The 24,435-nt window shown below is 42.9% G+C and carries 22 protein-coding genes and 1 pseudogene; 22 read left to right on the top strand and 1 reads right to left on the bottom strand.

Going from position 1 to position 24,435, the window contains the following annotated elements:
- Nucleotides 1-267: 267 nt before the first annotated feature.
- The 10 genes from nikA to ABOA58_RS21000 all read left to right on the top strand — a co-directional run bounded on the left by nikA (nt 268) and on the right by ABOA58_RS21000 (nt 9,457).
- On the top strand, nt 268-1,797 hold the full coding sequence (gene nikA / locus ABOA58_RS21045; RefSeq protein WP_350299864.1) for a nickel ABC transporter substrate-binding protein: 1,530 nt from the start codon (nt 268-270) through the stop codon (nt 1,795-1,797).
- Entirely contained in the window at nt 1,798-2,751 is a 954-nt protein-coding gene (nikB, locus tag ABOA58_RS21040) for a nickel ABC transporter permease (RefSeq protein WP_350299863.1), read from the top strand.
- The gene (gene nikC, locus ABOA58_RS21035; protein ID WP_434547746.1) at nt 2,742-3,581 is read left to right on the top strand and encodes a nickel transporter permease; all 840 of its coding nucleotides are present in this window, start codon (nt 2,742-2,744) and stop codon (nt 3,579-3,581) included. The genes nikB and nikC overlap by 10 nt, the downstream gene beginning before the upstream one ends.
- A complete protein-coding gene (locus ABOA58_RS21030) occupies nt 3,578-4,375 on the top strand; it encodes an ABC transporter ATP-binding protein (protein ID WP_350299862.1) in 798 nt (265 codons plus the stop codon). Before nikC ends, ABOA58_RS21030 begins: the two co-directional genes overlap by 4 nt.
- Nucleotides 4,372-5,136: an ABC transporter ATP-binding protein gene (locus ABOA58_RS21025; protein ID WP_350299861.1), complete on the top strand. Its 765-nt coding sequence runs from the start codon at nt 4,372-4,374 to the stop codon at nt 5,134-5,136. Before ABOA58_RS21030 ends, ABOA58_RS21025 begins: the two co-directional genes overlap by 4 nt.
- 73 nt (nt 5,137-5,209) lie before the next feature.
- Nucleotides 5,210-6,547 carry an MATE family efflux transporter gene (locus ABOA58_RS21020; protein WP_350299860.1) on the top strand — a complete coding sequence of 446 codons (1,338 nt, stop codon included), beginning with the start codon at nt 5,210-5,212 and terminating at the stop codon, nt 6,545-6,547.
- On the top strand, nt 6,525-7,343 hold the full coding sequence (locus ABOA58_RS21015) for a nicotianamine synthase family protein (RefSeq protein ID WP_350299859.1): 819 nt from the start codon (nt 6,525-6,527) through the stop codon (nt 7,341-7,343). The genes ABOA58_RS21020 and ABOA58_RS21015 overlap by 23 nt, the downstream gene beginning before the upstream one ends.
- Nucleotides 7,344-7,480: 137 nt before the next feature.
- Nucleotides 7,481-7,885, top strand: coding sequence for a DoxX family protein (locus ABOA58_RS21010; RefSeq protein WP_350299858.1), 405 nt, complete (start codon nt 7,481-7,483; stop codon nt 7,883-7,885).
- A gap of 4 nt (nt 7,886-7,889) precedes the next feature.
- Nucleotides 7,890-8,738 carry a VOC family protein gene (locus tag ABOA58_RS21005; protein ID WP_350299857.1) on the top strand — a complete coding sequence of 283 codons (849 nt, stop codon included), beginning with the start codon at nt 7,890-7,892 and terminating at the stop codon, nt 8,736-8,738.
- A 32-nt stretch (nt 8,739-8,770) separates the two neighbouring features.
- The gene (locus tag ABOA58_RS21000) at nt 8,771-9,457 is read left to right on the top strand and encodes an FMN-dependent NADH-azoreductase (protein WP_350299856.1); all 687 of its coding nucleotides are present in this window, start codon (nt 8,771-8,773) and stop codon (nt 9,455-9,457) included.
- Between the two features lie 411 nt (nt 9,458-9,868).
- On the opposite strand, the gene ABOA58_RS20995 is transcribed toward ABOA58_RS21000, so the two are convergent.
- Nucleotides 9,869-11,281, bottom strand: coding sequence for a sigma-54 interaction domain-containing protein (locus ABOA58_RS20995; protein WP_350299855.1), 1,413 nt, complete (start codon nt 11,279-11,281; stop codon nt 9,869-9,871).
- 384 nt (nt 11,282-11,665) lie between these two features.
- Here ABOA58_RS20995 and pruA point away from each other — a divergent pair, with 384 nt between their 5' ends.
- The 12 genes and pseudogenes from pruA (at nt 11,666) to ABOA58_RS20935 (ending at nt 24,431) form a co-directional block, all read left to right on the top strand.
- Nucleotides 11,666-13,213: an L-glutamate gamma-semialdehyde dehydrogenase gene (pruA, locus tag ABOA58_RS20990; protein WP_350299854.1), complete on the top strand. Its 1,548-nt coding sequence runs from the start codon at nt 11,666-11,668 to the stop codon at nt 13,211-13,213.
- Between the two features lie 18 nt (nt 13,214-13,231).
- Nucleotides 13,232-14,425, top strand: a complete 1,194-nt coding sequence (locus ABOA58_RS20985) for an ornithine--oxo-acid transaminase (RefSeq protein WP_034309472.1) — start codon at nt 13,232-13,234, stop codon at nt 14,423-14,425.
- Between the two features lie 22 nt (nt 14,426-14,447).
- Nucleotides 14,448-15,713, top strand: coding sequence for a Glu/Leu/Phe/Val family dehydrogenase (locus tag ABOA58_RS20980; RefSeq protein WP_260358427.1), 1,266 nt, complete (start codon nt 14,448-14,450; stop codon nt 15,711-15,713).
- Between the two features lie 37 nt (nt 15,714-15,750).
- Nucleotides 15,751-16,005: a hypothetical protein gene (locus ABOA58_RS20975; protein WP_350299853.1), complete on the top strand. Its 255-nt coding sequence runs from the start codon at nt 15,751-15,753 to the stop codon at nt 16,003-16,005.
- Nucleotides 16,006-16,135: 130 nt separating this feature from the next.
- Nucleotides 16,136-16,309, top strand: a pseudogene (locus ABOA58_RS20970) (amidohydrolase); the annotation flags it as partial.
- A gap of 445 nt (nt 16,310-16,754) precedes the next feature.
- The gene (locus ABOA58_RS20965) at nt 16,755-17,426 is read left to right on the top strand and encodes a DUF975 family protein (protein WP_350299852.1); all 672 of its coding nucleotides are present in this window, start codon (nt 16,755-16,757) and stop codon (nt 17,424-17,426) included.
- A 124-nt stretch (nt 17,427-17,550) separates the two neighbouring features.
- Nucleotides 17,551-17,730 carry a DUF4083 domain-containing protein gene (locus ABOA58_RS20960; RefSeq protein ID WP_350299851.1) on the top strand — a complete coding sequence of 60 codons (180 nt, stop codon included), beginning with the start codon at nt 17,551-17,553 and terminating at the stop codon, nt 17,728-17,730.
- Nucleotides 17,731-18,511: 781 nt separating this feature from the next.
- Nucleotides 18,512-19,747: a cytochrome P450 gene (locus tag ABOA58_RS20955; protein ID WP_350302924.1), complete on the top strand. Its 1,236-nt coding sequence runs from the start codon at nt 18,512-18,514 to the stop codon at nt 19,745-19,747.
- Nucleotides 19,748-20,055: 308 nt separating this feature from the next.
- Nucleotides 20,056-20,706: a phosphatase PAP2 family protein gene (locus tag ABOA58_RS20950; protein WP_350299850.1), complete on the top strand. Its 651-nt coding sequence runs from the start codon at nt 20,056-20,058 to the stop codon at nt 20,704-20,706.
- A gap of 83 nt (nt 20,707-20,789) precedes the next feature.
- Nucleotides 20,790-21,401: a DedA family protein gene (locus tag ABOA58_RS20945; RefSeq protein WP_350299849.1), complete on the top strand. Its 612-nt coding sequence runs from the start codon at nt 20,790-20,792 to the stop codon at nt 21,399-21,401.
- Between the two features lie 179 nt (nt 21,402-21,580).
- On the top strand, nt 21,581-23,218 hold the full coding sequence (locus tag ABOA58_RS20940; protein ID WP_350299848.1) for a spore germination protein: 1,638 nt from the start codon (nt 21,581-21,583) through the stop codon (nt 23,216-23,218).
- Nucleotides 23,208-24,431, top strand: a complete 1,224-nt coding sequence (locus ABOA58_RS20935) for a Ger(x)C family spore germination protein (protein ID WP_350299847.1) — start codon at nt 23,208-23,210, stop codon at nt 24,429-24,431. The genes ABOA58_RS20940 and ABOA58_RS20935 overlap by 11 nt, the downstream gene beginning before the upstream one ends.
- Nucleotides 24,432-24,435: the final 4 nt, after the last annotated feature.

Raw genomic sequence — 24,435 nt, 5'->3', positions numbered from 1 at the left:
GGAGCAAATACTCGTGAGTTTGAAGCGAATACTCGTGAGTTTGGAGCAAATACTCGTGAGTTTAGAGCAAATACTCGTGAGTTTGGAGCAAATACTCGTAAAATGGTGTTTACTCTCGTTGAGGAGCATTACATAGTTTGATTCCGGATAAGCATTCGGCAATGTGTTACGTGGTTTGTCATGATGGTAAGGCTGGAATCTAAATCGTAATCAATACGATTTTACGGCAGCCATTAAAAATAGTTGAGGTAATGGGGGAAATAAATCGTGTTCAGAAAATGTAGATCGATTTTTATTGTATGTCTAGCATTCTTACTTTTGACTGCTTGTTCCACCGAGTCTGCGAAAGATCAAGTGGGAGGGAAGAAGGAAGTGAACTTGCTTTTTAATTTTGCGACTAGCTCGCTTGATCCGAATGTTGATACTAGTTATGTGTCACTAAGGGCTGGCATCACTGAGACATTAGTGCATCTCAATGATGAGGATTTGACGATCGAACCTTGGCTGGCCAAAAGCTGGGATAGCAAGGATGGTCAATTATGGAATTTTGAGTTAAGGGAGGGTGTGACGTTTCAGAATGGAAAGCCGATGGATGGCAAAGCGGTGAAGGCTTCGTTGGAGAGGGCGATGAATGATAGTCCGGCGATCAAGAATGCCTTGCGCATTGAATCGATTGAAGCGGACGGAAATGCGCTGACGATTAAGACGGAGGTTCCTTTTCCTGAGTTTCCTTCTGAATTGGTTCATCCAAATACATCGATTATTGACGTGAAGGAAAGTGACTATATAAACAAGCCGATAGGAACAGGGCCATTTGCCGTTTCGAAATTCATACCAGGTACGGCTGTTGATTTAATACGTTATGAGTCTTACTGGGATGGAGCCGCAAAGCTTGAGAGCGCCAGGTTTTCGTTTAATGAAGATGCCAATGCACGGTCTCTTGCCCTTGAATCGGGTGACGCCGATATTGTTTTCCGTCCGGAAGTGGAAAGCCTGGAAAATTTTAAGGCGATAGATGGTGTGAAGGTTGAATCGACATCCACTTTCCGTGTTCATCAAATGACGATGAATTTGGAACGTAAAGCATTGCAGGACATACACGTCCGAAAGGCGATAGATGCCTTAATCGACCGATCATCCATTGCGGATACGATTTTACATGGTCATGCAGAAGTGGCAACAGGGCCATTTCCATCCACATTCTCTTTTGCTCCGGACTATCCGAAAAAAGAGAATGGAATGGAAGCTGCTAAGGGGTTTCTTGATCAGGCGGGATATAAGAAAGTGGATGGTGTCATGCAAAAAGACGGCAAACCGTTAACGTTTACACTTCTTACATACAGTTCACGTGCCGACCTGCCGTTAATTGCCCAAGTTTTTCAATCGGATGCCGGCCAGTTGGGGATTGATGTGAAAATCAAGCAAATAGAAATCCCTGAAGAGTATATGGCTGCCAATCGAGATTGGGATTTAACGACCTACAGTAATTTAACGGCTCCGCGCGGGGATGCCGGTTATTATTTAAATGCTACTTATCATCCAAAGGGAGCATTGAACTTCAGTGGGGCCGATGATGATTACCTGACGTCCCTGATTGATGAGCTGAATGTAACGGTCGGACAGGAGAAGCGCTCGGATTTAGCTGAGGAGATTGCGATGTATGTGGATGAACAGGTGTATAATTCATTCATTTTACATCCGAATACACTTGTTGCTTATGATGCCGATAAAGTTGAAAACTGGATCACTTCAAGAAGCGAATACTACATGCTGACGAATGAACTGGATGTGAAGTGAATGTTTCGCATCTTAGTCCGGCGATTCATTGAGGTCGTGATTTTTGTCCTTGTGATTACATTCATCTCTTTCCTTTTTGTTCGGCTTGCTCCAGGGGACCCGGTTCTCTCGATACTTCAAGTGGATGATGTGTCGGTCACAAACGAGCAAGTCAATGAGCTTCGTGAAGAATTGGGGTTCAATGATCCGCTGTTAGTGCAGTATTGCGATTGGTTTGCGGACTTTATCCAATTGGATTTCGGGCATTCCTATCTGACGAATCAGCCTGTGATGGAAATGGTCATGAGCGGGCTGCCTGCAACACTTGAGCTGGCGGTTGGCGCATTGCTTGTCATGCTTGGTATAGCCATTCCATTAGGTTCGCTTGCTGCCTTGTATAGGGGAAGCTGGATTGATCAGGTAAGCCGTGCCGTTTCTTTATTGGGGGCAGCCATTCCTAGCTTTTGGCTGGGGCTGCTCTTGATAGATTTATTTGCCGTACGATGGGGAGCCCTTCCAACGATGGGCAGGGACGGATTTCGTTCTTTGATTTTGCCGTCGGTCACGCTGGGGTTGGCCATCACAAGTGTGTACGTGCGTTTGCTGCGTTCGAGTTTAATAGATTCCCTCAGTCATGATTTCATCAGGGCTGCCCGATCTAGGGGGATATCAGAAATACGAATATTCTTTGCCCACGCATTTCGTTATAGCTTGCCCCCGGTCATTACCGTATTCGGTGTCAGCCTTGGCAGCCTGATCGGCGGTGTAGTGGTGATCGAAGTGATTTTTGCCTATCCAGGCATAGGTAAGATGGTCGTGGACTCGATTCGGTCACGGGATTATCCAGTCATCCAAGGGTACCTGTTGGTCATGGCCATCATTGTATTCATGGTTAATAGTGCCGTGGATTTATCTTATCGCTATTTAAATCCGGAGCTAAGACTGAAGGAAAGGAATCATGGAAAATGGAGTTAGTTATCAAAAAAAAATCCAAAAGGCGCTGGAGAATGACCGTCCTTTTTACGGTGATGGCTACAGTCCTTGCCGTTGCGGCTTACACCTTTCTTATTCTGAAACATGATCCGGCACTGGTCAATTTGGGAGAAAGGCTATGGCCGGCAAGCATGGAACATCCGTTAGGGACGGATCATCTTGGGCGTGATGTATTGACACGTCTTCTGCTTGGCGCACAGCTGACTGTTGGCTATGGTCTCTTATCTCTGTTTGCCGCGGTTATCATCGGCGTCCCGTTCGGGGTGATTGCCGGTTTTAAAGGAGGACTGATCGATCGGATTTTCATGCGCATTGCAGACGCGTTTCTCGCATTCCCTGATACGATCGTTGCCATTGTGCTTAGTGGTTTATTAGGACCAGGAATCGAAAATCTCCTATTGGCGATCGTTTTAGTGAAATGGGTGAATTATGCCCGGCTTGTGCGAAGTACGGTTATCACCGAACGTCAGAAGGATTATGTCACAGTTGCTAAAATCAATGGATTAAGTTCATTTGGGATCATGCGGAAGCATCTATTTCCGCACCTTATCGGGAATGTGCTTGTCCTTTCTAGCCTCGATTTAGGAAAAATCATTTTGCTCATATCTTCCTTATCATATATCGGGCTCGGGGCGCAGCCGCCGGCACCGGAGTGGGGAGCCATGCTGAATGATGCCCGTCCATACTTTCAATCCAATATGTTGCTGATGATATACCCAGGGCTCGCCATCGTATTCGTCGTACTTCTATCCAACATACTCGGTGATTATTTGCGCGATGCATTTGATGTGAAAAAGGAGATGGGATCATGAGCATTTTATCCGTGAGGCATCTGCATATCATGGGGAAGCAAAATCATATCGTCAAGGATCTTTCATTAGATGTGCAGGAGGGTGAGTGGTTCGCACTTGTCGGACAAAGCGGGAGCGGCAAAAGCATGACGGCCATGGCAATATGTCAGCTGCTTGCACCCAATCTCCAAGCGAAGGGGGAAATATGGTACGGGGATAAGAATTTATTGACGCTATCTTCCACAGAAATCAGGAAGATTCGCGGAAAGCGCCTGGCTTATATTTTTCAAGATTACCAGGGTTCATTTACACCGTTCCTTACCATCGGTCAACATTTCGATGAATATCAGCGAACACATTTGAACCTTTCCAAAAACGAGAGGCGCAAGCAAGCGGTCAAGGCGCTCATTTCGGTGGGCCTGAATGAAGATATCTACAGCAGATACCCTTTTCAATTAAGCGGCGGGCAGCTTCAACGCGTATCCATTTCAATAGCCCTGCTGCTTGAGCCGGATATATTGATAGCGGATGAACCGACCACAGCCTTGGACAGTGTATCTTCCTTTAAGGTCTTACAGCTGTTATCAAGGCTCCAAAAAGAAACCGGATGTGCGATCTTGTTCATTACCCATGATTTACGCCATGTCAGGAAGTATGCGGATCGCATTGCGGTCATGAAAGACGGGGCCATCATTGAGACCGGTGATAAAAATCAGGTATTGAATCATCCGCAGCACGCTTATACGAATGAACTGATTCAATCATCGCCATCATTGAGCAGAATTCCATTTAAGCTTGAAGGAGTGTCAGGATGAGTTTATTAGACGTGCGAAATATCCATAAAACCTATGAAAACGGAGTGGAAATACTAAGGAACGTGAATTTCAGCATCGAAAGGAAGGAATGCCTCGGGTTAGTGGGAGAGAGCGGCTGCGGAAAAAGCACATTGGCAAGACTCATCCTTCAGGTTGAATCTTTTGACCAGGGCAGCATCCTATTTGAAGGAACGGCGCTGCAAAACAAAAGCGAACGCAGTTTAAAGCCGTATCGCAAGAACATCCAAGCTGTTTTGCAGAATCCTGCATCGGCTTTGAATCCAAAACTAAGGATAAAAGATTCACTAATGGATCCATATCTTCAATTTGGAAGCCAGGTAAATCTGAAATATTTTACGTATACAAGTGAAGCGAACTTTATCGGACAGCTGCTGGAAACTGTGGAGCTTCCAAGGAGTTTTGCTGAACGTTACCCGCATGAGCTTAGCGGCGGACAAAAGCAGCGGGTGACCATTGCGCGTGCAATCAGCATTGAACCGGCCCTCATTATATTGGATGAACCGGCTTCAAGCCTGGACGTTCTGTCTCAAGCGGCGGTTCTGAAATTGTTAGGCGGGCTGCGGGAGACTTTGGACATTTCTTACCTTTTTATTTCTCATGATCTATCGGCTGTACAGGAGATGAGCCAACGGATCATGGTGATGAAAGGGGGTGAAATTGTAGATTCTTTCGAAAAAGAACAGCTTTTTTGCAGCGATCGCCATTCATACACAAAAGAACTGATTTCGATGTTTGAATAATGAAGTTGTGTTTATTTGAGTTTTAAATCGTGATGATTTCGATTTAGTTTGATACTTAAGGAGGAAGTGTAAGGTGAACCATCGATCATATTTGGCCTTGGCCATTCCTCTGACCATATCGACGATAACGACGCCATTGATCGGTGCGGCGGACACCGCTGTTGTGGGGCAGTTGCCAAACCCTGCTTATTTGGGCGGCGTGGCTATAGGAACGGTTATTTTCAATACCTTGTATTGGCTGTTTGGTTTTTTGCGGGTGAGCACTTCGGGATTTGCTGCGCAAGCACTTGGGGCAAACGACGGGAAGCAAGGCATTTTAGCCTTTTTAAGGCCGTTTATACTGGCGATTGTTGCAGGGGGAGGTTTCATCCTGCTTCAGGGGCCTATTGAACATGTTTCCTTAACATTGATGAATCCCGATGCTGACGTTCGAAGATATGCGGCTGAATACTTCAGCATTCGAATATGGGGAATCCCATTCACTTTGATGAATTACGTCATATTGGGATGGCTGATGGGGATGTCCAAGATCAAGGTTTCGCTAGTTTTACAGGTGTTCATGAACCTGATGAACATTGCCCTGGATTTGTTATTTGTCCATGGATTCCAATGGGGTGTGCCAGGGGTAGCGATAGCGACCCTCCTTTCGGAAGTGACGGCCTTTTTCATTGGAATGATCATTATTGTGAAGGCGTCGCCTCATCGGATGGAAATGCCCCCTTTGAAAGAGATGTTCGATCCGTCATCCATCAAGAAAATGATGTCGGTGAATCGGGATTTATTCATCAGGACGCTTTGCCTATTGGCAGTTTTTAATATCTTCACGGCAAAGGGTGCCGCATATGGGACGGAGATATTGGCGGCGAATGCCGTACTCATCCAAATTCACTATATGATGGCTTACTTCTTTGACGGGCTCGCAAATGCTTCAAGCATTCTTGTTGGAAAGGCGATTGGTGCGAGAGATAAGCGCTTATATAAGAAGACCCTGATCCTGTCGTTGCAGTGGGGTGTTCTATCCTCCCTGATGATTGCTGTCACTTACTATTTATGCGGTGATGCCATCCTATCGCTTTTCACACGGATACCAAGTGTCATTGAACTGGCAAACATTTATGGGATCTGGCTTATTTTGTTTCCTCTATCGGCCAGTGTAGGCATCGTTTTCTACGGTGTTTTTACTGGGGCAACAGAAGCTGCCCCGATTCGTAACTCGATGATCTATTCCTTGATTGCCTTTGTGATAACACTTTATATTTTTGTGCCGGCCTATCAAAACCATGCATTATGGCTGGCCTTTACTGTATTCAGCCTAGGACGTTCGGTATTTTTGGCATTGTATATACCACGGTTAAGCAAAAAATTATTTCCTAATAGGAGTGTGCGCCTTGAAAACGATCAAATGGTCTAGAAACCAGGAAAAAATCATTCATACATATATGGATACTTATAAAATTTTACTAGAAGAAGATGATTTATCACCAAATAACGAAATCATCAATCGCGTTTTAACCGAATTGGTTTCGATGATTTCGAAACCGTTAGACCAGCATGTGGCAGAAGAAATTCTCAACCATGATGAAATCCGATCGATTCGGGATACCATGCTTGATAAGCTGAAGATTGCTGAAACATTGATGGAGGATCATTATGCCAAATTATTTGTTGGCTGTGTGAACTCCCTGGATGACTTCCGTTCTTTCATTTATTGGGATAACTACAAAGAACTGATTCAAACGGAAATCAATGAATTGAAAAAGGTGAAAAATGATATTCAATCATTTGCATTTGTAGGGACGGGTCCTCTCCCATTAAGTCCTTTGCTGCTTCAACGGGAGTTGGGTGCGAAAATGACATGTCTCGATATAGATGAACAAGCCCATTCACTTGGCCGGCGCATCGTCCAAGAACTGGATAACGAAGGGAATTCAGACTATATCTTGAATGATGGCGCTCTTCATGACTACACGGAGTTCGATCTTGTATGGATTGCCAGCCTGGTTCCTAATAAAGAAGAAATTCTGGAACGGATATTTCAGACGAACCCTTACGCAACCGTCGCAATACGGTCGGTGGACGGCATTCATCAATTATTATATGAGCCGGTTGATGCGACAAAATTCAGTAAGGTGGCATGTGAGGAAGTCGGGAGAACGATTGCGGATTCTTTCATCATCAATTCAACCATTTATTACACCCTTAAATAGTGACACCATATAACGAGTTGCTTTCGGCAATTCGTTTTTTTAGGGAAAAAAGAAATTCCAATAAACTTACTTGACAATATAAGCTTATGAAAATATAATTACTAACATAAAGTAACCAACAAAAGGAGAGTTCATACATGAATAAAAATGATGCAGCCCAAGTTTTTTTAAGGGTGATTTTAGGTTTTACTTTTTTCATTCACGGCGTTTCAAAGTTTCAAGGGGGAATAGGAAATACGGCGGGATTTTTCGATAGCCTTGGCATTCCTGGCTTCATGGCGTACATCGTTGCAGTAATCGAATTGATCGGAGGACTTGCGGTTATACTGGGTTTGGGAACACGAATCGTTTCCGTCCTATTTGCGGTCATTATGGCGGGGGCGATTTTCACGGCTAAATTACCTGCTGGTTTTCTTGGGAACGGGCAAGCGGCGGGCTACGAACTGGACTTGGCACTGCTTGCCATGTCTGTTTATCTAGCGTGTGCAAACCGCACGGTTCTTTCTTTGGGTCATGTGATTTTCAATAAAAAAGGGAAGTGACAATATGGATAAAAATTTTCATCAAAAACCAATTACCTTTGTTGGCGAAGTCAGTATAAATGTTTTGGATTTGAATAAGGCCATTCTGTTTTATCAAGAAATCATCGGTCTTAAAGTATTGAAGAAAACCGATCGGCAAGCCGTTTTGACGACAGACGGTAAAACCCCGTTGTTGACACTTGAGCAGCCTGCTGATGTGAATCCGAAAGAAGGACGGACGACGGGCTTATATCACTTTGCCCTTTTACTGCCAAGCCGTGCCGATTTATCGATTTTTTTGCGCCATTTACTTCAAACGAAATATCCATTTGGAGCGGCTGATCATGAAGTGAGTGAAGCTCTGTACATTACCGATCCGGATGGCAATGGCATTGAAGTATACTCTGACCGTCCATCCACTGATTGGAGATGGGCCGGAGGGGAAGTCGCAATGGGCACGGATCCGCTGGATGGGGATGACCTTCTGAAAGAAAGCGATGGTGAGTGGAGCGAACTGCCTGCAGGTACCTTAATGGGACATATACATCTGCATGTAGCAGATTTACGTAAAACGGAGGAGTTTTACATGCAAGGTCTTGGGTTTAGCGTCGTGAATCGATATGGAGGAGCGCTCTTTACTTCAACCGGTGGATATCATCATCACATCGGGTTAAACACTTGGAATGGCGTTGGCGCCCCTGCTCCTAAGGAAAATAGTGTGGGGCTAAACTGGTATACTCTCGTTTTTGCAGACGAAGAAGCGAGAAAAAAAGTAACGGAACAACTGAAAGGAATCGGGGCAGTCCTCACGGAAAAAGAAGGGTTTTTCGCTGTAACAGATCCATCAGGCAATGAGATTCATTTAGTCGTCTAAATTATAAAGCAGAAAGCAATGGTGAGAGGATAATGGGATTCTTAAGTAGATTATTTAGAAATAAAGAAACCGCTGCAGGGGAGAATGGAAAAATGACAAAAGTATTATTCGTAAAAGTGAACGATCGTCCTGCAGAACAGGCAATCAGCTCGAAAATGTATGACACCTTCTTACAAGCATATAAAGAGACACACCGTACAGATGAAGTGACAGAGCTGGATTTATTTAAAGAAGAACTTCCTTACTATGGAAATACGGCAATTGCCGGTTTGTATAAACGCAACCAAGGTCTTGAACTGACAGCTGAAGAGGAAAATGCGGCCAAACTGGTTGACACATATTTAAATCAATTCCTGGCCATGGATAAAGTGGTATTCGCTTTCCCTCTCTGGAACTCAACGGTTCCTGCGCCGCTTATCACATATCTTTCCTATTTGGCACAAGCAGGTAAAATGTTCAATTACACGGCGGAAGGTCCTGTCGGGTATGCTGGTGATAAAAAAGTCATGCTCTTGAATGCCCGCGGTTCTGATTATGCATTAGAAGGAATGGCTTCTGCTGAAATGGCCGTGAATTTAGTGAAAAATATCATTGGCCTATGGGGAATTAACAATCCGGATGTCGTGGTCATTGAAGGCCATAATCAGTATCCGGATCAGACACAAAAAATCATCGCGGATGGCTTGGAAAACGTTGTAAAAGCGGCTGAAGCATTCTGATTGCGAAGTGAAATGAATAGAAGCAAAAAAGGCCCTCATTATCAATGAGGGCCTTCAGACTGTAGACAAATTCGTAGAAAGTGAGTTTGCCTTGATCTACACGGCATTATTCGGCCGTTCACGCATTTATTCGACCTACACGGCACTTAATTCGACCGTTGGTGCATTTATTCGACCTACATGGCACTTAATTCGACCGTTGATGCATTTATTCGACCTACACGGCACTTAATTCGACCGTTGATGCATTTATTCGACCTACACGGCACTTAATTCGACCGTGATCCATTTATTCGACCTTCACCTCACTATTCGGAATTTGGGCAGTTATTTTAGGGTATACGCATTAAACCCGCTCCCTTTCCGCCGATAAACTAAAGGCCCTCCATAATAATGGGGGCCTTTTTTGTGTTATTTGACCTGATACTTTTTCAAGCGGTATTGAAGACTTTGGCGGCTAATATTCAGGGCCTTGGCTGCTTTGGAGATATTCATCCCATGTTCCTTTAAAATCTTCTCCAAGTATTGCTTTTCAGTATGGGCGATATAATCATCAAGAGATAAGGTCGACTCCTGTAAATCTCCATTTTCATGATTTTCTTTTCTATCGGGACGAATGTCTTCCAAATGGGCTTTCTTCCTAAATAGAGCTGGAAGGTGGGTGATGGCAATCTTTGTATCGCCAGGTTCCATTAAATTCATGGCCCCCTCAATGATATGTTCAAGTTCCCTTACGTTCCCGGGCCAGTCGTAATCATAAAAAAGCGAGTAGACCTCTTCGCTGATCCCTTCTATATTCAATTCGAACAGCGCATTGAATTTCTCGATGAAGGATTGCGCCAGCAAAGGAATATCCTCTTTCCGTTCACGAAGAGGCGGGATGAATAACGAAACGACACTTAATCGGTAGTATAAATCCTTGCGTAAATGATCATTTGCAATGGCATCTATCGGATCTTCATTTATCGTTGCAATGACCCTAACATCAATTTTTTTATCCTTTGTATCCCCAACACGGCGAATCGTCCTTTCTTGAAGGGCCCGTAATAATTTCGCTTGCATGTTCGGGTTTAATGAGTTGATTTCATCTAACAGGATGGTACCGCCCTGTGCCTGTTCGAATAATCCAGGCCTTTCAATCGATCCGGTGAAGGCGCCTTTCTTTGTGCCGAAGAGTATTCCCTCAATTAGACTATCCGGCAGGGCAGCACAGTTTTGGCTGATGAAAGGATGTGTCGAACGGCTGCTGCCATTATGGATGCTTTGGGCGAAGAGCTCTTTTCCTGTGCCCGTTTCCCCGACGATGAGGATGGAGGATGCCGTTCTGGTCGAGCGCTTGCTCTTTTCTATGACTTCCAGGAAATTTTCACTCGTTCCGATGATGCTGTCAAACGTATATTTGGTATCGCCCTTATTTAAGATATTATCTTTAATGATTCTTTCCAGATTCGTTATATCCTTTGCAACTTCAATTGCTCCGATGATATTTTGCTTTTGATCCAAAATCGGAAACGTATTATTGATTGTTGTAATTTCCTGACCAAGATTATTGAAGTAGGTCTGCTTCGAGTTCTCGGTTGTCTTACCCGAATGAAGTGCCCTTATTAATGTACTCTCCGTTTCTTCCTTGAATTTAAAGATTTCGTGAATCTTCTTCCCTAACACTTCTTCTGAATCCATTCCTTCAATTTCTGCCATTTTCTTGTTATATACAATGGTCCGTCCTTTTATATCGATTATATGTATCCCTGTATCGATTACATCCACAAGCGAATAGAGGATGGATTGGAAACCATCTATTTTAATGATTTGATCTAAATTCATGAATGCCTCCCATTTTTCTTCTTTTCTTAGAGCTATTGTAGAGGAATTGAAGTAAAGGCGCAAATAAAATTTGCATAGCAAGATTATTTTGCATCGAAGTGCAAAAATATTTTGCGGAAAAAGTGGAAAAACGCTGTTTTTTATGTTTTTTATAGTTGGCATGAATCTTGCATTAATTAAAAGTGTAAGGTTTAAGCGACATAAATAGGGATTAGAGCAAAAAATAATGGCATACTATGTCAATTTTGCCCTTAAAGTGCTGAATTTCATTGCATATTTAATGAAATATCATTATTTTTTCAAGAAAATGAAAAGTTGGCACGGAACTTGCTTGTTAAGTAAGGGTGAAGAAAAAAACATAAAATTTTAGGGAGATGAGCTATAATGGTCCAAACATATAAACACGAACCATTTACTAATTTTAAAATCGAAGAAAACAATAAAGCTTTTCAAGCGGCATTGAATGATGTAGCTAATGATTTAGGGAAGAAATATCCGCTGATCATTAATGGTGAAAAAGTGTTTACTGATGAAGTCATTACCTCTGTAAACCCAGCAAATAAAGAAGAAGTTATTGGAATGGTATCCAAAGCGAATAAGGATCTTGCTGAGCAAGCGATGCAAGCGGCAGATAAGACATTCCAAACTTGGAGAAAAACGAAAGCGGAAGTGCGTGCAAATATTTTATTCAGGGCTGCAGCCATCGTACGGAGAAGAAAACACTATTTCTCGGCTCTATTGGTAAAAGAAGCAGGAAAGCCTTGGAATGAAGCGGATGCAGATACAGCGGAAGCGATCGACTTCATGGAATACTATGCACGTCAAATGCTGAAGCTTAAAGACGGCATACCAGTGGAAAGCCGTCCGATTGAACACAATGCTTTCAATTATATTCCGCTTGGTGTCGGTGTCATCATCTCACCTTGGAACTTCCCGTTTGCGATCATGGCAGGCATGACGACGGCAGCTCTTGTTTCAGGAAATACGGTCTTATTGAAACCGGCCAGTACAACACCGGTCATTGCAGCTAAATTCATCGAAGTGCTGGAAGAAGCGGGCATGCCTGCAGGAGTTGTGAACTTCATTCCAGGAAGCGGTGCCGAGGTTGGCGATTATTTGGTAGATCATCCTCGTACACGTTTCATCAGCTTTACCGGATCTCGTGATGTTGGAATCCGTATTTATGAGCGTGCGGCAAAAGTTCATGAAGGACAAATCTGGTTAAAACGTGTCATCGCTGAAATGGGCGGTAAAGATACGATCGTTGTTGATAAAGAGGCTGATCTGGAATTGGCGGCACAATCAATCGTCGCTTCTGCATTCGGATTCTCCGGTCAAAAATGTTCTGCTTGTTCACGTGCCGTAATAGTGGAAGATGTATATGACCAAGTCTTGAATCGTGCCATTGAATTAACGAAAGAAAAAACAGTCGGGGAACCAACAGACCTAAACAACTTCATGGGTCCGGTTATCGATCAAGCAGCTTACGACAAAGTCATGAGCTACGTTGAAATCGGTAAAGAAGAAGGGAAAATTGTTACAGGGGGAGAAGGAGACAATTCAAAAGGTTTCTTCATCCAGCCAACTATCATTGCCGATGTGGATGAGAATGCACGTGTCATGAAAGAAGAAATTTTCGGACCAGTTGTTGCATTCTGTAAGGCAAAAGATTTCAATCATGCAATCGAGATTGCCAATAACACGGATTATGGATTAACGGGTGCGGTCATCTCTAACAACATTGAACATATCGAACAAGCGCGTGAGGATTTCCACGTAGGTAACTTGTACTTCAATCGCGGCTGTACCGGTGCCATTGTAGGATACCAGCCATTTGGCGGATTCAATATGTCAGGTACAGATTCAAAAGCGGGCGGTCCTGATTATTTAGTTCTTCATCTTCAAGGTAAAACAACATCTGAAACGCTATAAATTTTAGGGGGAATCAACATGACAACATTAACGGAAAAATTAATCGAGCAAACAGAACAATATGGTGCAAACAATTATAATCCACTTCCAATCGTCATTTCGAAGGCAGAAGGAGTTTGGGTGGAAGATCCTGAAGGCAACAAATATATGGATATGCTTAGTGCCTATTCAGCAGTGAACCAAGGCCACAGGCATCCGAAAATCATCGACGAATTAAAAAAACAAGCAGATCGCGTAACATTGACATCCCGTGCATTCCATAGTGATAAATTAGGACCATGGTATGAAATGGTTTCACGCATTACGCAAAAAGACATGGCACTGCCTATGAATACAGGTGCTGAAGCTGTTGAAACTGCAATTAAAGCTGTTAGACGCTGGGGTTATGATGTTAAGGGAATCGCAGAAAACCAAGCTGAAATCATTGCATGTATCGGGAACTTCCATGGCCGGACGATGGCAGCCGTGTCCTTGTCATCCGATGATGAATATAGAAGGGGCTTTGGACCGATGCTGCCAGGGATCAAGCTTATCCCTTACGGCGACCTTGATGCATTGAAAGAAGCGATTACACCGCAAACGGCTGGATTTTTAATCGAACCGATTCAAGGTGAAGCGGGAATCATCATACCGCCACAAGGATTCTTAAAAGAAGCTTACGACTTGTGTAAAGAAAATAATGTCCTATTCGTTTCTGATGAAATTCAGTCAGGACTTGGACGTTCAGGAAAAATGTTCGCCTCTGACTGGGATGGAGTAGTTCCGGATATGTACATTTTAGGTAAAGCGCTGGGCGGCGGGGTTTTCCCAATCTCTTGCGTAGCTGCAAACCGTGAAATCCTTGGCGTATTCAATCCTGGTTCCCATGGTTCTACATTCGGCGGCAATCCATTGGCATGTGCGGTTTCCATCGCTTCATTGGAAGTCCTTGAAGAAGAGAAGCTAGCTGAACGTTCATTGGAGCTTGGACAATACTTTATGGATAGTTTAAAAGAAATCAAGAATCCAATGATTAAAGATATCCGTGGCCGAGGCTTATTCATCGGAGTCGAATTAACGGAAGCAGCAAGACCTTATTGTGAGCAGCTTAAAGAAGAAAAATTGCTATGTAAAGAAACACATGATACAGTTATCCGTTTTGCTCCGCCATTAGTGATTACAAAAGAAGACTTGGATTGGGCAATCGAACGCATTAAAAAAGTTTTATCCTAATATACCTATGAGGTGAATTCCATTGAGTACAACAGTCAAAGAAGAAAAAGAAACTGCCAGCTTGCTTGATTCAACACAGGTCGTAATCAAGGAGGCGCTGGATAAGCTTGGCTATTCTGAAGAAGTGTTCGAGCTTTTGAAGGAACCTCTTCGGATGCTGACCGTCCGCATTCCAATCAAGATGGATGACAATTCGACGAAGATTTTCACTGGATACCGTGCACAGCACAACGATGCTGTCGGTCCGACGAAAGGTGGAATCCGTTTTCATCCTGAAGTCGATGAGGAAGAAGTCAAGGCACTTTCAATGTGGATGAGTTTGAAATGCGGAATCGTGAATCTGCCATATGGCGGAGGAAAAGGCGGCATCATCTGTGATCCGCGCCAAATGTCCATCGGTGAATTGGAAAGGCTTAGCCGTGGATACGTTCGGGCAATCAGCCAAATAGTGGGGCCGACTAAAGATATTCCGGCCCCGGATGTTTATACGAATTCACAAATCATGGCATGGATGATGGACGAATACAGTAGAATAAGAGAACACGATTCGCCTGGTTTCATTACAGGCAAGCCACTGGTACTGGGTGGTTCACACGGTAGGGAAAAGGCGACGGCACAAGGTGTCACCATCTGTATCGAGGAAGCGGCAAAGCGTAAGGGCATAGAATTGAAAGGTGCACGCATCATCGTCCAAGGGTTTGGGAACGCAGGAAGCTTTTTGGCCAAATTCATGCATGATGCTGGTGCGAAAGTGATTGGCATATCGGACGCATATGGTGCCATCTATAAACCGGATGGTCTGGATATCGATTACTTACTTGATAAAAGGGATAGCTTTGGAACGGTAACGACACTATTCGATAATACAATCACCAATCAGGAACTTCTGGAACAAGATTGTGACATTTTAGTGCCTGCTGCCATTTCCAATCAAATCACCAAAGAAAATGCACATCTTATCAAAGCCCAAATTGTCGTGGAGGCAGCGAATGGACCTACCACTTTGGAGGCAACCAAGATCTTGACGGAACGCAATGTGCTTCTCGTACCTGATGTATTGGCAAGTTCAGGCGGTGTGACAGTTTCTTACTTTGAATGGGTTCAAAATAATCAAGGTTATTATTGGGAAGATGCAGAAGTCCAAACCAAATTAAAAGAGTTATTGGTCAATTCATTTAATCAAGTATATGAAATGTCCGAGACAAGAAAAGTGGATATGAGGCTGGCAGCATATATGGTGGGTGTCAGAAAAATGGCGGAAGCCTCGATATTCCGTGGCTGGGTGTAAGCTTTAGTCAAATAATGGAGAGTGGAGGAGTGATTCCGTGTTAAAACCGATTCATACCATCGAGTGTGCTCAGGATGGGACCGTCGAACAAGTTTACGTTCAAAAGAATTCCTATGTTTATGAATGGGAGAGGCTCTTTTTAGTGAAAACGGAGGATGGGAAATTGATTGATGTTTCAATAGGTGCCAGTGGTCACATTACTGAAATTAATGTTTCGGCAGGGGATTCTATAAATAGAAAGCTTCCTTTAGCTTTGCTCCAAGACGATTTTGTTATAACTGGCTCTGATTGATTATAGGAAAAAGGGTGTTCCAAAGGCGGAAGCGATTTCTGCTTTGGGATGCTCTTTTTTTGTTGTGATCATTTATATGGTGATGACAAAGCCAGGAAAAAGTTTGAAAAGAAAAAACGATGGGAGCTGAGATTTTTCAGCGTTCCAACAGAAGGCACCTAGCAATTATTTCTTGATAGGAGCTGGGAATAAGGAAAAGGGAATCACCTATCCCCACCATCATCCGCGTTTTACTTTTGACAAAGATGCCATGGAATACGGTGTTAATATTTTTATCCATGGTGTTCGTAAGATTTTAGGATAGAATCCAAGGGGCAAATCACTGGAGACATTAGAAATCCTTGCCGGGAAGGAAAAAAGAACTAGAGAGTACATTACCCAAGATATTTGAAAGCACCTTCGCTGACCGTACGCTAAAGGGTATGTTACGCGAAGGTTTTTTCAAATGAAAGGAATTAAATGGTTTGTGGCACTGAGAATGATTGATGGCATATTGTCATATTCGCTTTCATAAACTGTTACAAGCCAATAACCAAGGCCAGAAAGGAGTTGAACATGGTTGCTCGAAAACGATTTATCGTTTGTGCTTTCTAGGAAATTAAGCCCACGGCAAGAAATATTATGTTAAAATACAATATGAGAATTAAACATCAAAAAAATAGTGGTTTTTCTTAATTCAACCAGATTTTACAATAAAATGGTGAATATTCAGAATTCCGCTGTTTAAAAAAGGGGAGTTAAATAGGAGTATGAGAATCTCAGAATTAAAAAGGAAAGCCCTTCAGTCGTTGGGAGGTAAATGGGGAGTAACTGTATCGCTGATGTTGCTTCTGTTCTTGATCAACATCATTTTGCCTTTAATTGTCGAAGTGATCGGAAGCGGTGGGTTTTCACAATGGCTCATGCAGGAAGAAACACCGATATGGTCTGATATCTTCGGCCTCGTCTTAACCATCGCCTTAATCCCGCTTACCATTTCAACCACTTGGTTCTACCTGAATTTGGTTAGGGAAGGAAACCCTGATATTCCAGAAGTATTTGCTATCTATAAAGAAGGAAAAACCTCTTTCAAGCTAATTGGTGCATCCATCTTACAAGGTATTTTCATTTTTTTATGGTCATTATTATTAATCATTCCGGGTATCATTAAAGGCATCGCCTATTCGCAGCTGTTTTTCTTATTGAAGGATCATCCTGAATACACGGTGCTTGAAGGCATTACAGAAAGCAGAAAAAGGATGAAGGGTTTGAAATGGAAGTATTTCCTCATGCACCTAAGCTTCATCGGATGGGGCATCCTTTGCATGTTCACGCTGGGAATTGGTTTACTATGGTTGATTCCTTATGCAGGAACAACAATGGCTGCATTTTATAATGAATTAATCGTGCCTCAAGATGACGATCAACAATTAGAAGTATAAAAGATCAACCGATAGCAACTGGCTATCGGTTTTTTTATTCCCGATTCCCCTTAAAAAGGTTAAATTGTTCATTTTGCCTGGTGTATAATAGAATATTGAGAATGCCATTTAGGGGGATTACATAGTGAGTGGGTATAATATTGCGGATCTGGTATACCAATTGTTTTGCCTTGTATTTCTAATCCTAATCATCGTTGGGACCGTATCCCTTTTCCGTTCCATCAAGGACCGTAAAACCAGACTGGATATCATGGAAAAGAAAATGGATGATTTGCATGAACTGATTAAAAGGGGCAAAAATTGACGGCTACAGTGCAGCCGTTCAGACTGTAGACAAACTCGAAGAAAAGCGAGTTGCCTGCAGTTTTTTTATTTAAACGTTCCAGCTTGATTTCCGCTCCCTTTCCGCCGACTGTCTGCCAAGCCTCCTCACCGCAAGCTGCTGTGGGGTCTTGGCTAGCCAGTTACTCGGCAGGAGTGTCGCAAATTTCTTCAATCCAGTAAGAATATCATTCCATATGAAAGAGTAAAAAAATCATGGAGTATAACCAACCGTATGTTGCCTGCAGTTATTTAATTTGAAAACGTTCCAGTTGATTGGAACGGAAGGTACGAAACTCCTGCGGGAAAAGCGTGGCCAAGGGAGACCCCGCAGGCGCAAAGAGCGCCGAGGAGGCTCCCGGACCGCCCGCGGAAAGCGAGTGCCTGGAGTGGAAAATTACGTAAAATAATTTATACTGAAATAACTTAGTGAAAAGGACTTTCACCAAATTTGAAAATGAGGATTGGATTTTAAGCTTCAATTGAGAGACATAAAAAAATAGAAAAAGAAAGGGAATTGTAAAAAATAAGCAGTTTTACATAGGGTTGTTGGGATTGTGGGGCAAATTTCGTGTAGGGCTGCTGGTATGGAAGATGCATGGTTTGTTGCGGGATTTTACCCTATAATGGAATAGATGTGTATTTAAGGATTTGGTGAAAAAGTCTATCAGGAATGCTCGACCCTTTAACAAATCGACTGAGATGGTAATGCTGAACATTCGATCCTTTTGTTAGGTAACTTTTAAGAAGTGGGAGGAGTCGGTATCATGAAAGAAGTTATTGCAGTAAAAGAAATTACTAGGTTTAAAACACGGACGGAGGAATTTAGTCCGTACGCTTGGTGTAAACGGATGTTAGAAAATGACCCGGTGAGTTATCACGAAGGAACGGATACGTGGAATGTTTTTAAATATGAAGATGTGAAGCGGGTTCTCAGTGATTATAAACATTTTTCAAGTGTACGGAAACGGACTACCATATCGGTAGGAACGGATAGTGATGAAGGCTCTGTGCCTGATAAAATCAAAATCACTGAAGCGGATCCACCTGAGCATAGAAAACGCCGTTCACTGCTGGCCGCAGCATTCACACCTAGAAGTCTTCAAAACTGGGAACCTCGCATTCAGGAAATTACGGATGAGTTGATTGGACAAATGGATGAGGAAACGGAAATCGATATTGTGCAATCATTGGCGAGTCCGCTTCCGATCATTGTCATGTCGGATTTAATGGGCGTTCCCTCGAAAGATCGTTTATTGTTTAAGAAATGGGTGGATATCTTATTTCTTCCTTTTGATAGAGAAAAACAAGAAGAAGTAAATGAATTAAAGCAAGTGGCAGCAAAAGAATACTATCAGTATTTGTATCCGATTGTTGTGCAAAAACGATTAAACCCGGCAGATGATATCATTTCAGATCTATTGAAGTCAGAAGTGGATGGGGAAATGTTTACGGATGATGAGGTTGTCCGGACGACCATGCTGATTTTAGGAGCGGGGGTCGAGACAACAAGTCATTTACTGGCCAATAGCTTTTATTCCCTGCTATATGATGACAAAGATGTTTATCAAGAGTTACATGAAAACCTGGATTTAGTTCCGCAGGCGGTCGAAGAAATGCTTCGTTTCCGATTCAATCTTATTAAATTGGATCGCACCGTAAAGGAAGATAACGATATATTGGGAGTGGAATTGAAAGAAGGGGATAACGTGGTTGTTTGGATGAGTGCAGCTAATTTGGACGAAGAGATGTTTGAAGACGCCTTCACCCTTAATATCCACCGCCCTAACAATAAGAAACATCTAACCTTCGGAAATGGCCCCCATTTCTGCCTGGGAGCGCCGCTAGCCAGGCTGGAAGCGAAGATTGCGCTTACTGCCTTCCTGAAGAAATTCAAGCATATTGAAGCGGTGCCATCGTTCCAGTTAGAAGAGAATCTTACCGATTCAGCGACCGGGCAAACTTTGACATCACTACCGCTTAAGGCAAGCCGCATTTAATAAAAGAAAAACCTTGTGCACTAACCTGCATAAGGTTTTTTTCTTTTTAGTAGGGACGCATGGCATACATGTTGAATGGCACCCGTTAAATCGAATTGATGTTCCTGAAGTCGTCAGGAAATCTTATAGTAACCTGAAGTTGAGGTGACAATGAAGAATGGAGTAGTATGATAAAGTAGGAAATTTTGTGCCCAGGCAAATTCCTGAATTCGGTTGGCGGGCGATTACACTCACCATGCAATGAAGAAGATATGATAAAATAGAAATTTCCATATGAATCGGTTTTAAATAAGTGAAAGGATGTTATTATGAAATTAAAGCAGCAATTAACCATTGCCTTTATAGTAAGTGTACTTTCTTTAATCGGGTTCAGTTTCATGGCATTTACCATAAGTGCAAATGAATACCTGAAATTTGATGAAGATGTGATTTCCTTGGTGCAGGGATGGGAGTCGCCTCTTCTGACTGACATCATGAAGTTCTTTACCTACATAGGTTCAACCGTTTCCCTGATCATCCTATCCTTGATTATTTTGTTTTTCTTATATAGGGTTTTGAAGCATCGTTTGGAACTGGTCTTATTCACTGCAGTCATGGTTGGTTCACCTCTTCTCAATTTGATGGTTAAGCTATTGTTTCAACGCGCCCGGCCCGATTTACATCGACTCATCGAAATAGGGGGGTACAGTTTCCCTAGTGGACATGCCATGAATGCATTTTCTTTATACGGTATTCTTACATTTTTGCTTTGGCGTCACATTACGGCTAGATGGGCAAGGATTCTATTGATTCTGATCAGCATGATGATGATTCTCTCGATAGGTATTAGCCGTATATACTTGGGGGTCCATTATCCTAGTGATATCATTGCCGGATATTTGGCGGGTGGTTGTTGGATCGCGATTGCCATTTGGTTTTTTCAAAGGTATCAAGACCGCCGGAAGAACAAAGATCGTTAATAAAGAAAGTAAGATTATTGCAAGATAAGCAGCCGGCGGGTAACAAGTCAGCTGTTGATTCAAGAAAGTTAGGAGCGTATTAAATGGAAAACTGGATTACGGAATTCATGAATGATTTTGGGTATATAGGAATCTTTCTATTAATAGCATTGGAAAATATTTTCCCGCCGATCCCGTCTGAGGTCATTCTTACTTTTGGCGGTTTCATGACGACAACAGCGGATATGACGATTATCGGTGTAGTGATCGCTGCGACTATTGGGTCAGTGGCAGGGGCAGTCGTCCTTTATGGAATTGGTTTACTTCTTGATGTGAAGGTCATTGAAAGGTTCGTGGAAAGATGGGGCCATATTTTTCGGTTAACGGTGTCGGACGTCCATAAGGCGAATTCTTGGTTTGATAAGTACGGGTCATGGACCGTGTTTTTCTGCAGACTGGTTCCGCTGATCAGAAGCTTGATCTCGATTCCTGCAGGGATGTCCCATATGAGCTTTTGGCTCTTCCTGCTTTACACAACATCCGGAACATTAATTTGGAACATCATCTTGGTGAATATCGGGGCAGCTGTTGGATCTTCGTGGGAAGATATTGTAGGGTACATGGACATTTATTCAAACATCGTATATGCAATATTGGCCTTGCTATTGATTGCTTTCGTTGTTTTGATTTTTAGAAGGAATAAAGGCAAAGTATAATTTCAGTTTAGTTGATTGGGCCGTTATCATCGGCACTTCATTCCCAAACCGAATATGACCACAAAAGGCTGTCATTGCGACAGCCTTTTTCTTATGGAAGGAAGAAGGATGAACCCGGAATAAAGGGGGAGTGCTTTGGACAAAATGAGTGAAACGAAAAAGGAATGAGGTTCGGTGCTATGGCTTCTTTTTTCAAACAAAAGAGACAAGCGAAGCAACGTGAAAAGAAAAAGGAAGATGAAAGTCAATCCAAAAGTAAAACGCCTGATTATATTGAAAGTTCCATATCGGCTAATCTGGAAAAAGTGAAGAAAAAAACGGGAAACAGTCCCGACATCATTATCCGAACGCTGAAAATCGGTCAAAATCCAGAGATTAAAACGACTATTTTGTATGTGCAGGGTCTGATTGATAATCCAAGCGTTACGGACTTTTTAATTGAATCAATCATGAAAAATCCTCATCTATCAGAAAAAATACTTCCACAAGAAGCGTTGGATGTAATCTCTGAGGACGTGGTTTCCCTCGGTGGTGTAGAAACGGTCACGGACTGGGAAAAACTATTTTTATCCTTATTATCAGGGGACAGCATCATTTTTGTTGATGGTATCAACATAGCCCTGGTTGCCAGTACAAAAGGGGGAGAGCGGCGCTCGATTCAGGAACCAAGCACGCATTTGACTGTCCGGGGATCAAGAGAAGGGTTTACGGAATCGATTGGAACGAACATTGCCATGTTACGCCGGATCATCAATACCCCGGATTTATGGATAGAGTCGATGAAAATAGGCACGGTGACAAAAACGGACGTTTCCATCATGTATATAAATGGAATCGTTAAAGAAGGGATCGTCGAGGAGGTCAAGAAGCGCTTAAATCGAATTAACATCGATAGCATTCTTGAATCAGGATATATTGAACAATTGATAGAAGACCAGGTCATGACCCCATTCCCAACCCTTAACCATACAGAAAGACCGGATATGGTCGCAGGAAACCTTCTGGAAGGAAGAGTGGCGATATTCGTTAATGGAACGCCTTTCGTCTTGGTGGCCCCGGCAATATTCGTACAGTTTTTTCAATCTGTCGAAGACTACTATAATCGCTTTGACATTGCTTCAGCGACACGTTTTTTACGAATCATCGTTTTCATCATCTCGATAGTCGGGCCGGCTGTCTATGTTGCAGCCACGACTTTTCATCAGGAAATGATTCCAACTAAGCTGCTGGTCATTGTAGCGGCTCAAAGGGAAACGGTTCCTTTGCCTGCCGTCGTTGAAGCGCTTCTTATGGAAATGACCTTTGAAATATTACGGGAAGCAAGTCTTCGGATGCCAAAGGCCGTTGGTTCGACGATGTCCATTGTCGGAGCATTGGTCATCGGGCAGGCGGCTGTCCAGGCTGGTATCGTATCGCCGGCAATGGTCATCATCGTCTCGATCACGGCGATTGCCAGTTTTGCAACTCCTTCTTATTCCATAGCCATATCTGCCCGCATTGTGCGGTTCGGATTCATCATTTGTGCCGGCACTTTAGGTTTTTATGGGATGATTTTAGCCTTTATCGTCCTTATTGTCCATTTATGCAGCTTGCGTTCACTTGGAGTTCCTTATATGACACCGCTCGCCCCTCTGCATCCGGAAGGGTTGGGCGACACATTCTTCAGAAGACCTATGTGGGCCTTTAAGGAAAGGCCAAAATTTTTAACCAACGAAAATAATCTGATAAGGGAAGGCGAAAATCAAAGACCCCTGCCTCCTGAATCGCGTGGAATGAAAACTGCTGACGAGAAAAAAGGTGAAGGCAATGAATCGTAAAAAGCTAATTCTTTTCTTGATATTGATCTGTTCCATATTCACCACCGGCTGTTGGGATAAAACAGAGTTAAACGAAATGGCCATTGTCTCGGCAGTTGGACTCGATAGAAATAAAGAAGGAAAGTTAGTGGGAACGTTCCAAATCATTAATCCAAGCAATGTAGCGGGAGCTCTTCAGGGCGGCGGCGGAACAAATCCACCGATATCCATTTATAGGGCCACCGCAAATAATGTGCTTGAACTTGATAGTATCGCTTCAACGAAAATCTCCCGAGATATGTATTTTGCCCATGCCAACCTGATTGTCATCGGTGAAGAACTAGCAAAAGAAGAGGGCCTCAACGATATTTTCGATGCATTTGAGCGCTCACCGGAATTCAGGGCAACTACGAGGATTGTGATTGCCCGGGGTGTGAAAGCAAGGGATATTGTCGAAACGTTAACTGCAATCGATAAGGTATCTGCTGAAAAAGTCATTAGGACGATTGAAATCACTGAAAAAATCCAGGGGAAAAGTATTAGCATCAATCTCCAAGAGGTGATCAAGAATCTGCTTAGTACCGGAAAAGAACCAATAATAAGCGGTTTTACCGTGAAAGGCAACACAGGTAAAGAGGATAAAATGGAGAATACCATGTCTTCGGATATTGAGGCAAACCCTAATGCAGCGGGAATTGGTGTTTTTAAAGATGGAAAATTGATTGACTGGCTGGATGGTGATAAGGCAATAGGATCAATGTGGGTATTGGATAGGATCGAAAATACCCATTTAAACCTTGATTGGGAGGGTAAAAAAGACGCAATCACCTATTCAGTTATTCGGCAAAAAACCAACGTCGGGGTAAAATTGGTAAACGGCAAACCGAAAATATCGATAAAGGTCCGTGCAGAGGGAGATATCCGGGAGGTGAATGTTCCTTTGAATCTAACCGATATGCATGTTCTGATAGATATTGAAAATAAGTTAGCGAAAGAATTGAAGAAGGAGATGGAAGATGCGATCGTTCGGGCACAAAAAAATAAATCCGATATTTTTGGCTTTGGGGAGCTCATGCACGAATCCCATCCGAAAGAATGGAAGAAACTAGAGAAAAACTGGGACGACGATACTTTTCCTAAACTGGAAGTTGATGTGCAGGTAGAAACTTTCATTCGCCGTACCGGATTACGTAATAAGCCATTTCTTTCAAATTTAAAAAAGAAAGATCAATAATGGA

Origin of the sequence: Peribacillus frigoritolerans (assembly GCF_040250305.1) — a bacterium.
Lineage (GTDB): Bacteria > Bacillota > Bacilli > Bacillales > DSM-1321 > Peribacillus.
This window is presented reverse-complemented; position numbering and strand designations above follow the sequence as displayed.